Source organism: Shewanella canadensis (assembly GCF_003966225.1).
Lineage (GTDB): Bacteria > Pseudomonadota > Gammaproteobacteria > Enterobacterales > Shewanellaceae > Shewanella > Shewanella canadensis.
Map to the genome: position 1 here is coordinate 13,940 of NZ_RXNU01000006.1, position 14,690 is coordinate 28,629.

A 14,690-nucleotide genomic window follows, 5' to 3' on the forward strand; every position below is an offset into this window, starting at 1 on the left:
CGCGGCCAATAAACGCTGTCCTACGGGCTCATCTCAATGGTCTTATTGCTGTGTTGCGAGATTTTCGCTTAACCCATTAGGCGTCATTGCTCGATGCCTTGCACTAAATCCATTGAGATTAAGCAAAATTCAAGCTCGAAAGATAAACAGTCCCTAAGAGTGTAAAAGCTCTTTCGCATTAGCCAATGTGTTGTTGGTTATAACGTCGCCTCCCAGTAATCTTGCCAACTCTTCAATACGTTGCGTCTTATCTAATGGCACCATAGAGGTTTCAGTTTTCCCTGCTTTGGTCTGCTTATTTACAAACATATGTTGATGACCCTTGCCGGCAACTTGAGGCAGGTGAGTCACGCAAATAACTTGAGTCGACTCACCTAAACTACGAAGCATTTTTCCTACGACGGCTGCGGTCGAGCCCGATATCCCTACATCGACTTCGTCGAATATCAAGGTCGGCGTGGAGACTTTCTTGGCGGTGATCACCTGAATACCTAAACCGATACGTGACAATTCACCACCCGAAGCGACTTTAGATATTGGTTGTAATGGTTGCCCTGGGTTGGTGGTAACCAGAAACTCTATGTTGTCACAGCCGTTAGGAGAGATATGGGATTCATTGAAGTTTACCGAGATGCAGAACTTTCCCTTCGGCATACTCAATTCGTGAATAGATTGAGTGACTTTTTTATCAAGCTCTTTGGCATAACGGATGCGGCTCAGGCTGAGTTTTTTTGCATGAGCGATGAAGTTTGCTCGACTCGCATCAACCTGCTCCTGTAGTGACGTGAGTGCTTCCTCGTCAGAATCGAGTGATGTAAGCTCGCCGACCAGAGTCTGGTGGTGTGCGTAGAGTTCATTGGGAGTCACTTGATGTTTTCGAGACAGGAGCATGACTTTCGAAAGTCGTTGTTCGAGGTAAGAAAAGTGTTCCGGATCGAGTTCCAATCCATCCAGATAACGTTCCAGTTCGCTACTGCTCTCCTGAACTTGAATGAGTGCTTCGTTCAGCATGTTAACCACACTATTTAGCTGCGGATCATAGCCCTCTAGTTCTTGAGCCTGACCTATGCCGGCGTTGATGAGTGACTCTACACTGCCTTGATCATTGTCTTGCAGGATAAAGAGCTCATTGCGGCAAGCTTCAATCAGCGCAGTACCATTTGCCAGTCTCTTATGCTCAGCCTCTATCTGTACAAACTCACCGTCGCATAGGGCAAATTCGTTAAGTTCTTCAACCTGATATTGAAGTAGTTGTTTTCTGGCTATGCGCTCATGTTGTGATTGTTGAAGTGTCTTAAGTTCTTTCTCGATAAGTTTGCACCGTTGGAAACTGCTCGATACAGACTCTAGCAATAACCTATGGTTGGCGTAGCTATCGAGTAAGGTCAGTTGGTGTTCACTTTTTAGCATCGCATGGTGAGCATGTTGGCCGTGGATGCCAATTAAGAGCTGCCCAAGGTTTTTTATTTGAGCTAATGGCACAGGGTTACCATTAATGTAAGCTCTGGATCGGCCGTCACCGCCTATAGTGCGTCTCAGGATACACTCATCACCTAACTCAAGGTCATTATCTTCAAGCCATCGCTTTGCCAGTGGTACATCCCCCAGAGAAAATCTGGCACTAAACTCAGCTTTAGTCGCACCAGGCCTGAGCGTATTGGCATCGGCTCGGTTACCCAGACAGAGCCCTAAAGCATCAATTGCTATCGACTTACCCGCACCCGTTTCACCTGTGATACTCGTCATCCCGGGTTTGAAGTCAAGCTCCAGAAAGCGGACTATGGCAAAGTTATTGATACTGAGTTGGCAAAGCATAGCGACATCCTTTTTAAATGTACTGTGTTTTTAAACAGTATATACTGATTTTATATACAGTAAAGCTTTGAGTGAATATTACCCGACTAGCTCCTTCAGTGATTTTTTAGCAAGGTTTGGATGACTGGTAGAGTCAAAATACTGAATAAGGTCCCCAACACAATCGCCATGGCACTTATCTGTGCTTTGACGTGATACCTTTGGGCCAACAGATAGACACTGGCCGCAGTGGGGAGTGAAGCTAAAATAACGCCCATGATCAGGTATTCTCCTTCGATGGAAAAGGCTGACAATAAAATATAGGCTAGAAAGGGCTGAATGATAAGCTTACATAGATTTATCCAGCTTAATTCCATAAGTTGGTTCATCTTGTTGGTGTGCTGGTGCTGATTGGTGGCTCGAGCTTTTGCCAGCACCATACCTATAGCAAAAAGTGCACATGGGCTGGAACTCATACCAATCTGTTTTACCATCATAGATATGGCATCGAACATCTGTATCTGTAACGCAGAAAGAAGAACGCCTATGCCACTGCCAATGACGATTGGGTTTTGTAGTAGGGATTGGGCAATCGTTAATAGTGGAGATTGCTTTTTTTCGCCCTGATACAGCTCCAGTGTCACCAATACAATTGCAAATACCACAACCGACAGTAAACTAGCGATTGCCGCCGCCGTGAACGCACTTTGTTGGCCTGGAAACATCATTGAAAGAAGTGGAATTCCAATAAATGCGGTGTTGCCGAAGGTGGTGTTTAACGCCCGTACTGCGGCAATATCTGAACGATTTTTATTGATGAGTAGAGAGATAACGGCAACCAATAGGTATGTCAGCAGCATCGCTATACTGTAACCGGCAATAAATCCCCATTGAAGGATCTCCTCTATGGGGGTCTGCGCCAGCGCGATTAGCATGATAGCCGGGAAGGCGATGTAATAGACATATTGGTTTAGCACCTGATCGGTATCGCTCGGCAGCACTTTGAGCCTTTGGGTCAGTGACCCTAATAACATAATCCCGAGGACTGAAAATAGTGGGGTCAAAATAGGCGACATCAATAGCATTCCTAAAACGTTCGATTGTTACAAATACCATAAAACATTGGGGAAAGGATATTACCCTAAGGTCTTAATACGTCGTTACTTTGTCTGTCAGTTTTTATCTAAATGGAAGGGATTCGATTGTGGGATGGCACTCGAAGAGCAGCCGAATCAAGATTAATTCGACTTACCTCTTTTAGTTGATGGGGCCTTGCCTATCTTTTTTCCGCTATCATTTTTAGCGGTCTTTGCTGCTAACAAACTCACTCTTAGGGGAGGAAGTACGCCAAGCTCTTGATAGAAGTTGACTTGTCTTCTTAATTCAAACAGAGAGCCGATACGGCTCTGTGTCCCAATGATGAGCTTCAAGGTGTCGGTCAAACCTTCAGAATTCGTTAGAATATGACCTTCATAAATCAATTTACGCATAGTTATACAGAATTAGTTAAGACTAAACTTCTGGTGTCGCTATGCCAATATTTGACACGCCTGCCTCGATGATCTCCGTGCGTAATGCCTTAATAAAACCAGCATCCAATTTAGGGGCATCTTCGATAAGTTGCAGTAGATAGTCCTGAAGCGTTTTCTCTTCGACCATGACTTCATGATTAAATATGTAGTCATCGAAAGCATCTTCATCCATACCTACATCTACATCAGAAATGGCTTCAATATAGTTTGCGACTGTACTTGACGACAGCTTACTGATATTGACCATATCCTCTTCGACTTTCCCCTGAATTGCACTGAGAAGTGAGATGAGTGCTGTAGAAGCATCCATAGCAGGATAGACTCCGTAGACATCGAAGTCTGAGGCATCTGGCGTGTTAAGCTCTAATCTTTCCAGGTAGATATCAATATTCAGTTTGAGTTTTTGATCATAGCAAGATTGCCATAGCAAGTTTAAGACAGTGTCTAAAATCTGAGGATCGCCAAATTCACAAACTTGAGAAAACAACTGATAATTGGGAAGCATGCGTTGGCATAAGGCAATAGCAAATACTTTTTTCTGTTGGAAATCTAATGCTTTTACGCGCTTAAAGAAGCCTGGTTTGATTGTCATCGATTATGTCCGTTGATAACTGGGATATTACTTGATTTGCAGCCGATTCTACCTTAGTTAGCTCGTCAAGTAACTCAAGTATTTCAGGTTCGACATCGGCTACACTCGTGCCTTGCTTTAATGTTGACTCAATCTCCTGGCATAGCTTCTGTGTGGTTGGAATGCCACAATAACAACTAGCACCATGTAATTTATGTATGGTAGTTAGCATCTGCTTATCATCGAACTGCTCAAGCGCACCCTCTATCTGTTGAGTCGTTTCCCCAAGAGAGTCTAATAGCATTTTCAGCATGTCGAGGGCTAAGTCCTGCTTATGGTTTGCTTGGGTTAAACATAGCTCCCAATTGAGTGTGAATTGATCGAAGTGAGTGAACTTAGGCCTGGTCTTCCAGCGATTTATCACGCTTTTTAAGGCCGCTTCATCGATAGGTTTAGGCAAATATCCATTCATCCCACTTTGTTGAATTAGCTCACGCTCCTCGGCGATGGCATGGGCCGTGACAGCAATAATTGGCGTATTTCGGTTTAATGAATCCTGACGGATAAGCTTGGTGGCACTAATACCGTCGGTACCCGGCATTTGAATATCCATAAATATCAAGTCGAAGCTACGCTCTTGCGCGATACTCACAGCCCCTTGGCCACTATCGATCACGGTAACTTGATTGACTAGCTCTTTTAGTAGGGTGTCGATAAGCTTTAAATTTGCAGGGTTATCATCGACTGCCAGGACACGTAAAGGTTGCCTTTCAATGGGTTCCGGTATGCCTAAGTCTTCCAATAAATAGGCACTATCTGTATCGGGTTGAGGATCGATGAGGATTTGGGCTAATGCTTTTTCACCAATTGGCGCAGGGATCACTTTATCGACAAAAGGCAATAAATTATGGGTTATGGCTTCATTACTGCTGCATAGAAGGACCAGATATTGGCACTGTGCTTTTATCTCTTTCAGTTGAGATGAAATATTCCCGTTTGCATCTAGCCCTTTACAGCTGATTAATGCGTAATCAAAAGTACTCGTTTGTTGATTGAGGGCGTTACCTAATTGCTCGAAAGAGTGAGCGTTAGTCACCTTCATTCCCCAGTGGTTAACGAGCCTATTGAGCGTATTATTCGATAATTCTCTGGGTTCTAACAAGAGTACGCTCTTGCCCTGTAATTTATCCAGGGGCAATATTTGTCCTATAGAATATTGACTGGTCTGTAGAGGAAGAGTGAACCAAAATGTTGAGCCTTTATCGAGCTTAGAGATACACCCTATCTGTCCGCCCATTCTATTGACCAGACGCTTAGTAATGATTAATCCCAAACCTGTTCCACCAAACCGGCGAGAGATAGAGGAGTCTGCCTGCCCAAATGCCTGAAACAGCATCTCTTTCTGGCTATCATCAATACCTATTCCGGTGTCGGTAACTTCACATCGTAAATTAATCTGTTCATTATTAGATTCGGTCAATTGCAGCCTGAGGTGCACGCTACCTTGATCGGTAAACTTGATGGCATTTCCCACCAAGTTCGTCATTATTTGGCTTATGCGCATTGCATCGCCGGATAGGTCTTCGGGGACGTCAGACTCGATATCGATAACAAGTTCGATATCTTTTTCGCGTGCGCTGTTTGACAGAAGCGTGATGGTATCATCGAGCATTTCTCTGAGTGCAAATGGCATGTTTTCCAGCACCATCTTGCCCGCTTCTAGTTTGGAGAAGTCGAGAATATCGTTGATGATGCCAAGAAGGGTGGTCGCACTCTTTTCTATGGTATTGATATAGTCCTGCTGGCTGGAGTGTAACGGCGTTTTTAGTAGCTGTTTTGCGAAGCCGATAACGCCATTGAGTGGGGTTCTGAGTTCATGGGACATGTTAGCCAGAAACTCTGACTTGATTCTGCTGGCTTCCAGGGCTCGCTTTTTCGCCAGATCGAGTTCGACGTTTTGGATCTCAATTTGCTCGAGCGTTTCTCGTAGATCTGAGGTGGCCTGATCAATATTCTGCTGCATTTCGTCGTGGTAGTCGGACAGGGAACCTGCCATGGCATTGATACCACGCTTAAGTAAATCCAGTTCTCCGATGAGGTTTCCATCCACTCTTGTATCGAGTTTACCTTCACGAATTTTCGCGACAACTCGGACCATCTCGGTGATCGGCTGGGTGACATTTTTTACCAGTCTGAAGGTAAATAGCAGGTTAAGCTGAACGCCGATTAATACGATGATAAATGCGGCAACGGCGGCTCTGTGTTGTTCCAACAGTGCATTTTCTTTATTAATAAGCACGGCGATATAACCCAGCTTAGTCGCAATAAGCTGTTCTGCATCTTGCTCTTCGAAGGAGTTAACTTTGAGTTCATGTTCAGATGAGAAAATCGGGCTGCGTAAAATTAGGCTATCACCCACTTGTTCGAGTTCGGTGCGCATTAAGCTACTCAAGGGCTGATCATATCGCATGAGTTCGTGATCTTTATAGTGGTGAGAGGTGACAATGACTCGGTTGTTGGTATCGAAAATGGCAATAAATTGTACTAATGACGATTTATTCAGTTGAGCTGCGGTGATCAGTTTCTTCGTGGTTTCAAAATCTTTCTTTTCGAGTCCTATTTCGGCGGCTATCGCCAAAGGCTCAATAATATTGCCGCCTTGCTCTATGAGTGTTTGTTCGAGTTCATAGAAACGATTTATGGTAAAATAACTGCCCAGTAATATCCCGACCAGAATTGTCGGAGCTAACGCCAGTACCAGAACCCAGGAACGGAGACTGTATTTGGTCATGTTTTTGGCATTATTCATTAGGTTAGCTGATTTACCAGTTTCTTGACAAACGTTACACTAGACTGCCAGAAGAGAGGCTGTCTTGGCCAGTATTATTATTTATTTAGAGGCCTAAATGGCACAGTTTTTTAAAGCAAAACCAAACAGTTCTAAGCAACTATCGGCAAAAGTTACATTAGACGTGACTAAATTGGATCATTTGGGGGCCGGAATGGCACAGCATCAGGGGAAAATTGTATTTATTCCCGGTGCGCTTCCCACCGAAAAAGTGACCGTACAGCTCACCGAACAAAAAAAGCGTCACGCCCGCGCCAAGTTGCTTAAGATAGAGTCTGATTCAAATGACAGAGTCGAACCAAAGTGCCCTCATTACCAACAATGTGGTGGTTGCGATCTTCAACATCTCTCTATAGATAAACAACGCAGTTATAAACAGTCTGCATTGGTCGATCTTATGGCAAAGCTGAGTCATACCGAAGCCGAGTCATTAGCGCCGGCATTAATAGGCCAGGAGTGGGATTATCGTCGACGTGCTCGGTTAGCGACTTACTACAATAAAGAGAGTAAGCAAATAACCTTAGGCTTCAGGGCCTCTGCGAGCAAACAGGTTATCAATATCGATGCATGCCCGGTACTGGCTAAGCCATTATCTGATTTAATTGCGCCATTATCACTGTTGCTGAATCAACTTTCGGGTAAGAAGGCCCTAGGCCATCTTGAGTTAATTGATGCCGATAATGGCTATTTTGCCGTATTAAGGATGACCAAGGCACTATCTGATAAAGATGCACAAAAACTCACCGCTTTCGCGAATGAGAAAAGCATCAGCTTGATTGTTCAGGGAAATGAAGGTGAATTCACTCTCCTGGGTGATCGTAATGAGTTGCCATATTACGCTTTGGACGATGTGACGCTAAACTTTACTCCCGGTAACTTTATTCAGGTCAATGCTGCCATCAATGAATCTATGGTGAAGCAGGCCGTAGATTGGCTGTCAGTAAAGCCAAATGAACGGGTGCTAGACCTGTTTTGTGGTGTAGGTAATTTCAGCCTGCCGCTGGCAAAATCCGGCGCCGAAGTCATTGGTGTCGAAGGTGTTCCCGAGATGGTTAAACAGGCCAGAGATAATGCTGCTGACAGCGGATTAGATAATGTGTCATTTTTTCATACCGATCTTAGTGCCGACCTCTCTAAAGAGGCGTGGTTAGGAAAGGTAGATAAATTATTGTTAGATCCCGCCAGAGCCGGGGCGTTCGAGAGCCTGCAATGGTTGAAAAAGATGAAACCGAAAGCGATAGTTTATGTCTCATGCGACCCTTCGAGCTTAGCCCGGGACAGTGAGCCACTGTTAAAGCATGGTTATAAGCTTAAAAAGCTTGGCTTGATCGATATGTTCCCTCAAACCCATCATATCGAAGCCATGGCGTTGTTTGAATTAAGCTAAGTGTTGAAAAAATAGCTGATTAAGGACTATTCAGCTTTTGTTAATTGACAATGAGATCACAATGCTGAAGATAGGTCTCTATATTATTGATTTGTGTTGCAGTCATTTTTTTGTAACCTATTTTTGATTCAACGTTAAGGATGAAATTGAGATGGTATCAGTTCGAGAAGCACATTTTAGCGATCCTAATTTTCAACTAGAAGAGTGGGTCAACCGCTATATTAGTGACACGGATGAAGCTCAAACCTTATTCGAACTGCTCTGTTGTATCGAGTCCATGGTTGCAAAAAGCAAAGGGGACAATACTCTTCAGCTTCAACGTGCCAGAGAGATGATAGAGATCTTGGCTCCGCTAAATATGGATATCGAAACCCTGCAGGCATCGGTGCTATTTGTGGTATTCGATGCCGGGATCCTATCTAAAGAGGTGCTAGAGGAGACTTTCGGTAGCGAGCTTGCCAAATTAGTGATGAGTGTCGAGACCATGAATGCCATTGGTGCACTTAAGGTCGACAATCAATCCCGTACCAGTGATCTGAAAATAGATAATATTCGCCGTATGTTGCTCGCCATGGTCGAAGATGTTCGCGCCGTCGTGATAAAACTCGCCGAACGGATCTGTCTGCTGCGAGAAGTGAAAAATGCGGATGAAGAGACTCGGGTTTTATTGGCTCGTGAAATTGCCGACATCTATGCGCCATTAGCAAACAGACTCGGGATTGGACAGCTGAAGTGGGAGCTTGAAGATATCTCGTTTCGCTACCTTCATCCTGAAACTTACAAAGAGATCGCTAAACAACTCGATGGAAAAAGACTCGATCGTGAAACCTTTATCGATGACTTTGTCGCTCAGCTTCAGGCCAGATTAGATAAAGATCAGATCAGAGCGAAAGTGTATGGTCGTCCTAAGCACATCTACAGTATCTGGAAGAAAATGAAGGGGAAGCAGCTCAAGTTTGATGAGCTCTTCGATGTCAGAGCCGTGCGAATTGTGACCGACAGGCTTCAGGACTGTTATGGCTCCCTCGGTGTTGTCCACACGCTTTGGCACCATATTCCAAGAGAGTTTGATGACTATGTGGCAAACCCTAAGCCCAATGGATATCAGTCTATCCATACGATAGTGGTAGGTCCTGAAGGGAAAACGGTCGAGATACAGATCCGTACCGAACAGATGCATGAGGATGCCGAACTCGGCGTTGCAGCCCACTGGAAATATAAAGAGGGCGCGAGTGGTGGCAAGCAGAGTGGATACGAGGAGAAAATTAACTGGTTGCGTAAAATTCTTCAGTGGCAGGAAGATGTCGCCGAAAGCGGCAACCTGGTCGAAGAGGTACGCAGTCAGGTCTTCGAGGACCGCGTCTATGTATTTACACCAGGTGGTGAGGTGGTCGACCTGCCTCTGGGCTCAACCGTGCTGGATTTTGCTTACTATATTCACTCTCACGTTGGCCACAAGTGTATCGGGGCTAAGGTCGATGGCAGAATTGTGCCATTTACCTATCAGGTTGAAACTGGTGAGCGGATTGAGATCATTACCTCTAAGCATCCAAATCCTAAACGAGACTGGCTAAACCCTAACTTAGGCTATATTCGTACCTCTCGTGCTCGTTCGAAGATTCAACACTGGTTTAAACAGCAAGACAGAGATAAAAACATCGTTGCCGGTAAAGAGATGCTCGAAGCGGAGCTTTCACGTTCCGGATTGAAAATCAAAGATGCGCAGAGTGCCGTTGAGCGCTTTAACATGGTGAGCATGGATGATCTCCTTGCTGGAATTGGTGGAGGCGATGTTCGTCTCAATCAGGTCGTAAACCATGTTCAAAGCCAGATGCGGATCAACCATCTGACGGAAGAAGAAGCGGTCGAAGACCTGGTTAAAAAGAGCCAGAGCAAGTCCACTCGAAAGGGGAAAGGCCAGGTTGAAGTCAATGGCGTAGGTAACTTAATGAGCCATATTGCCCGGTGTTGTCAACCTGTACCGGGAGATGAAATTTTCGGTTTTATCACCAAAGGGCGTGGTATTTCAGTTCATAGAGCCGATTGCGAACAGGTAAAAGAGTTGATGCGTGCTCATCCGGAACGTGTTGTCGATGTTGTGTGGGGAGAGAACTACTCCGGGGGATACAAGATCCGTATGCGAATAATTGCCAATGATCGCTCGGGATTACTGCGAGACTTAACATCTGTGCTTGCGGCCGAGAAAACCCATGTCATGGCGATGAGCTCCTCATCAGATGTCAAAACTCAAACCGCAGCGATTGAGCTTGAACTCGAACTCTACAATTTAGATGATTTATCCAGAGTGATCGCTAAGCTGACTCAAATTGATGGAGTGAGTGAGGCCAGAAGGTTATAGAGCTGGCACAGATGCTAATACCACGATAATGACGGCCTAGGCCGTCATTTTATTTTTTATTTTCATTTTCATTTTAAGAATTCAACATTAATTCAAGGATCTTCGATGCATAATAATGCCGATATGCAGCCCCTTCTCGATATCATGGCTAAACTCAGAGACCCGGATACCGGTTGTCCCTGGGACAGGGCGCAGACGTTTGAAACGATAGTGCCTTTTACGCTGGAAGAGGCCTATGAAGTTGCCGATACCATAGAGCGTATGGCACTCGATGAGCTCCCCGATGAGTTAGGCGATCTACTTTTTCAGGTGGTGTTTTATTGTCAACTGGGGAAAGAGCAAGGGCTATTTGATTTTGACGATGTGATAGAGAAAATCTGTACTAAACTCACTGCAAGGCATCCACATGTTTTTGGCGAACTCGAAGGGGCCACCACAGAGCAGGTGAAAGATAGCTGGGAGAAGATCAAGGCTAATGAGCGTAGTGAAAAACAGCTACATTCGGTGCTGGATAATATTCCTCTAGGCTTGCCGGCATTGACTCGTTCGGTAAAAATTCAAAAACGGGTCGCTCGTGTCGGCTTCGATTGGGCAGAGCTTGCGCCTGTGGTCGATAAAATTCATGAGGAGATTGCCGAAGTCTTGCATGAAGTTGAACAAGAGGAGGTGATTCCATCTAAGGTACAAGATGAGATGGGAGACCTTTTGTTTGCGGTCGTCAATTTATCGAGGCATCTTGGTGTTGAACCGGAGCTGGCCCTCAGGCAGGCCAATACAAAGTTTGAGCGTCGGTTCAGAGGCGTTGAAACGTTAGCAGAGCAGAGCGGGAAGTCGATGCAAGAGCACAGTTTAGAGGAGCTGGAGTGTTATTGGGGTGAAATAAAATTACAGGAATAGCCATTTAGTTCAAATTTATTGTTTAACTTGTTTGTCGAATCGCTAGGGCTTTGGTATAATTGCGCCCCGTCCTAGTGCTTTCATACAAGCACATATTTCCAACTCACTTTCTCAGGTTCATAATGACAACAAGGTATATCTTCGTTACTGGTGGCGTAGTTTCATCACTAGGTAAAGGCATTGCAGCAGCATCTTTAGCAGCAATTTTAGAGGCCCGTGGCCTTAATGTAACCATGATGAAGCTGGATCCTTATATCAATGTCGATCCGGGTACTATGAGTCCGACGCAGCATGGTGAAGTGTTTGTTACAGAGGATGGCGCTGAAACTGATCTCGATTTAGGTCACTATGAGCGTTTCATTCGTACCAAGATGAATCGTCGTAATAACTTCACTACCGGCCGTATCTACGAAGAGGTACTTCGTAAAGAGCGTCGTGGTGATTATTTAGGCGCCACTATTCAGATTATTCCTCATATTACCAATGCGATCAAAGAGAAAGTGCTTGCGGGCGGCGAAGGGCATGATGTTGCTATCGTCGAAATTGGCGGAACCGTTGGTGATATTGAATCTCTTCCATTCTTGGAATCTATTCGTCAGTTAAGTGTCGAGTTAGGGCGAGAACGTTCTCTCTTTATGCATTTGACTCTGGTGCCATTCCTTGGCGCTGCTGGTGAAGTGAAGACGAAACCGACACAACATTCAGTGAAAGAGCTTCGCTCCATCGGTATTGCACCGGATGTACTGGTTTGTCGTGGTGATCGTCCTGTTCCAGCGAATGAAAAAGCAAAAATCTCTCTCTTCTGTAATGTAGAAGAGCGTGCAGTTATCTCGCTTAAAGACGTAGATAGTATCTATAAGATCCCTGCACTACTTAAGGCGCAAGGCCTTGATGAACTCGTGGTTAAACGTTTTGGTATTACTTGTCCTGAAGCCGATCTGCATGAGTGGGAACAGGTGATCTATCAAGAAGCTAACCCAACGGCTGAAGTGACTATTGGCATGGTCGGTAAGTACATTGAACTTCCTGATGCTTATAAGTCTGTAAATGAAGCGTTGAAACACGCTGGTCTTTTTAATCGCGTTTCAGTGAACATCAAGTATATCGATTCACAAACGGTTGAAGCTAAAGGCGAAGAGGTACTTCAGGGCTTAGATGGTATCTTAGTTCCGGGTGGATTCGGAGAGCGTGGCGTAGAAGGTAAGATCCTTGCGGCTAAATATGCCCGTGAAAACAACCTACCTTATTTTGGTATCTGTTTAGGTCTGCAAGTTGCTTTAATTGAATTTGCACGTCACGTTGCAGGTCTGGAAGGCGCTCATTCAACAGAATTTAACAAAGAAACGCCGCATCCAGTGGTTGGTCTAATCACCGAGTGGATTAATGATGACGGTGATGTTGAGCAACGCCATGAAAAATCAGATCTTGGTGGGACAATGCGTCTAGGCGCTCAGCTTTGTCATCTTGCTGAAGGTTCTAAAGCAGCGATTGCTTATGATGGTAATACTTGTGTAGAACGTCACCGTCATCGCTATGAAGTCAACAACAACTATAAAGATCGTCTTGAAAAAGCAGGCTTAGTATTTAGTGGTCTCTCTTCCGACCGCCAGCTAGTCGAGATGATTGAACTGCCAAACCACCCATGGTTTGTGGCAGGTCAATTTCATCCGGAATTTACATCAACACCTCGTGATGGGCAGCCATTATTCGTAGGATTTGTTGCTGCAGCCACCGCGTATCAGAAACGCGATTTAGGCTAAACCAATTTAGAGGCCGCTTCCGTTGACTGGAAGCGGCCTTTTTGTTTTTTGGTAATGTAAATTTTGGTGACCAGATTTTATTTTAACTTTTAATTTTTAAACTTAAATCGAGGTAATTATGTCTAAAATCATTAATGTCATTGGTCGCGAGATCATGGATTCACGTGGCAACCCAACAGTGGAAGCTGAAGTTCATCTTGAAGGTGGATTTAACGGTATGGCCGCAGCACCATCGGGCGCTTCTACCGGTAGTCGTGAAGCATTAGAATTACGTGATGGCGATAAAACTCGCTACATGGGCAAAGGTGTATTAAAAGCTGTTGCTAACATCAATGGTCCTATCCGTGATGCTCTAATGGGCAAAGATGCAACCAATCAAGCTGAACTCGATCAGATCATGATTGACCTTGACGGTACTGAGAACAAAGACAAGTTAGGTGCTAACGCTATTTTAGCTGTCTCGCTTTCAGCGGCTAAAGCTGCGGCGTCATTTAAAGGCTTGCCTTTATATGCACATATCGCAGAGTTAAACGGTACTGCAGGTCAGTACTCTATGCCTGTACCTATGATGAACATCTTAAACGGTGGTGAGCACGCTGATAACAACGTGGATATCCAAGAGTTTATGGTTCAGCCAGTTGGTGCTAAATCGTTCCGCGAAGCACTTCAGGTCGGTGCCGAGATCTTCCATAACTTGAAGAAAGTACTTCAAGAGAAAGGTCTGAGTACTTCTGTTGGTGACGAAGGTGGTTTCGCTCCTAACTTAGCTTCGAATGCCGATGCACTAGCAATGATTAAAGTTGCTGTTGAGAAAGCAGGCTATAAGTTAGGTGAAGATGTCACTCTTGCTCTGGACTGTGCGGCTTCTGAGTTTTACAAAGATGGCCAGTATGACCTTACCGGTGAAGGTAAAGTTTTCAGCGCTAACGGTTTCTCAGACTTCCTGAAATCATTGACTGAACAGTACCCAATTGCTTCTATCGAAGATGGCCTTGACGAGTCAGATTGGGATGGTTGGGCATACCAGACTCAAATCATGGGTGACAAGATCCAGCTTGTAGGTGACGATCTGTTTGTTACCAACACTAAGATCTTAAAGCGTGGTATCGATAACAATATCGCTAACTCAATCTTGATCAAGTTCAACCAAATTGGTTCTCTGACTGAGACCTTAGCGGCTATTCGTATGGCGAAAGATGCTGGTTATACCGTTGTTATCTCTCATCGTAGTGGTGAAACTGAAGATTCAACGATTGCCGATCTTGCTGTTGCAACATCTGCTGGTCAAATTAAGACAGGTTCTCTATGTCGTAGTGACCGTGTTGCTAAGTACAACCAACTGCTTCGTATCGAAGAGCAGTTAGGTGAAAAAGCACCATACCGTGGTCGCAGCGAAATTAAAGGTAAAGCATAATTTATCGATTTACTTTTAGCTGACAAATTATCGTTAAGTGATATTTGTATATCGACTCTTAAGTGCTAAAACAGGCAGTTAAGATGACTGATACAGCAAAAAGCGATTAAATTACTGTGAAAATTGAA

General features: G+C 44.6%; 10 protein-coding genes. 5 read left to right on the forward strand and 5 right to left on the reverse strand.

The genetic code is table 11. The annotated features are described in order from the left end of the window. Positions 1 to 153 precede the first annotated feature (153 nt). The 5 genes from recN to barA form a co-directional block, all read right to left on the reverse strand. A complete protein-coding gene (gene recN / locus EKG38_RS12470) occupies positions 154 to 1,815 on the reverse strand; it encodes a DNA repair protein RecN (RefSeq protein WP_126520589.1) in 1,662 nt (553 codons plus the stop codon). Positions 1,816 to 1,910: 95 nt separating this feature from the next. Next, positions 1,911 to 2,870 (reverse strand): AEC family transporter, encoded by a 960-nt coding sequence (locus EKG38_RS12475; protein ID WP_185826849.1) that lies wholly within the window; start codon positions 2,868 to 2,870, stop codon positions 1,911 to 1,913. Between the two features lie 162 nt (positions 2,871 to 3,032). Next, a complete protein-coding gene (locus EKG38_RS12480) occupies positions 3,033 to 3,284 on the reverse strand; it encodes a hypothetical protein (RefSeq protein WP_126520591.1) in 252 nt (83 codons plus the stop codon). A gap of 22 nt (positions 3,285 to 3,306) precedes the next feature. Next, the gene (locus EKG38_RS12485; RefSeq protein WP_126520592.1) at positions 3,307 to 3,918 is read right to left on the reverse strand and encodes a YjaG family protein; all 612 of its coding nucleotides are present in this window, start codon (positions 3,916 to 3,918) and stop codon (positions 3,307 to 3,309) included. After that, on the reverse strand, positions 3,893 to 6,706 hold the full coding sequence (gene barA / locus EKG38_RS12490) for a two-component sensor histidine kinase BarA (protein WP_126520593.1): 2,814 nt from the start codon (positions 6,704 to 6,706) through the stop codon (positions 3,893 to 3,895). Before barA ends, EKG38_RS12485 begins: the two co-directional genes overlap by 26 nt. A gap of 97 nt (positions 6,707 to 6,803) precedes the next feature. On the opposite strand from barA, the gene rlmD reads away from it, so the two are divergent. From rlmD to eno, 5 genes are all read left to right on the forward strand, one after another. Continuing rightward, positions 6,804 to 8,132: a 23S rRNA (uracil(1939)-C(5))-methyltransferase RlmD gene (gene rlmD / locus EKG38_RS12495; RefSeq protein WP_126520594.1), complete on the forward strand. Its 1,329-nt coding sequence runs from the start codon at positions 6,804 to 6,806 to the stop codon at positions 8,130 to 8,132. Between the two features lie 151 nt (positions 8,133 to 8,283). Then, positions 8,284 to 10,491, forward strand: coding sequence for a GTP diphosphokinase (gene relA, locus EKG38_RS12500; protein WP_126520595.1), 2,208 nt, complete (start codon positions 8,284 to 8,286; stop codon positions 10,489 to 10,491). A 105-nt stretch (positions 10,492 to 10,596) separates the two neighbouring features. Continuing rightward, on the forward strand, positions 10,597 to 11,388 hold the full coding sequence (gene mazG, locus EKG38_RS12505; RefSeq protein ID WP_126520596.1) for a nucleoside triphosphate pyrophosphohydrolase: 792 nt from the start codon (positions 10,597 to 10,599) through the stop codon (positions 11,386 to 11,388). A gap of 122 nt (positions 11,389 to 11,510) precedes the next feature. Continuing rightward, positions 11,511 to 13,148, forward strand: coding sequence for a CTP synthase (gene pyrG / locus EKG38_RS12510; RefSeq protein ID WP_126520597.1), 1,638 nt, complete (start codon positions 11,511 to 11,513; stop codon positions 13,146 to 13,148). A 118-nt stretch (positions 13,149 to 13,266) separates the two neighbouring features. After that, a complete protein-coding gene (eno, locus tag EKG38_RS12515; protein WP_126520598.1) occupies positions 13,267 to 14,562 on the forward strand; it encodes a phosphopyruvate hydratase in 1,296 nt (431 codons plus the stop codon). The last annotated feature ends 128 nt before the right edge of the window (positions 14,563 to 14,690 follow it).

Coding starts and splice junctions, on each gene's coding strand:
- EKG38_RS12480 (WP_126520591.1), bottom strand. CDS start 3,284: ATGCGTAAATTGATTTATGAAGGTCATATTCTAACGAATTCTGAAGGT.
- pyrG (WP_126520597.1), top strand. CDS start 11,511: ATGACAACAAGGTATATCTTCGTTACTGGTGGCGTAGTTTCATCACTA.
- eno (WP_126520598.1), top strand. CDS start 13,267: ATGTCTAAAATCATTAATGTCATTGGTCGCGAGATCATGGATTCACGT.
- relA (WP_126520595.1), top strand. CDS start 8,284: ATGGTATCAGTTCGAGAAGCACATTTTAGCGATCCTAATTTTCAACTA.
- mazG (WP_126520596.1), top strand. CDS start 10,597: ATGCATAATAATGCCGATATGCAGCCCCTTCTCGATATCATGGCTAAA.
- rlmD (WP_126520594.1), top strand. CDS start 6,804: ATGGCACAGTTTTTTAAAGCAAAACCAAACAGTTCTAAGCAACTATCG.
- EKG38_RS12475 (WP_185826849.1), bottom strand. CDS start 2,870: ATGTCGCCTATTTTGACCCCACTATTTTCAGTCCTCGGGATTATGTTA.
- recN (WP_126520589.1), bottom strand. CDS start 1,815: ATGCTTTGCCAACTCAGTATCAATAACTTTGCCATAGTCCGCTTTCTG.
- EKG38_RS12485 (WP_126520592.1), bottom strand. CDS start 3,918: ATGACAATCAAACCAGGCTTCTTTAAGCGCGTAAAAGCATTAGATTTC.
- barA (WP_126520593.1), bottom strand. CDS start 6,706: ATGAATAATGCCAAAAACATGACCAAATACAGTCTCCGTTCCTGGGTT.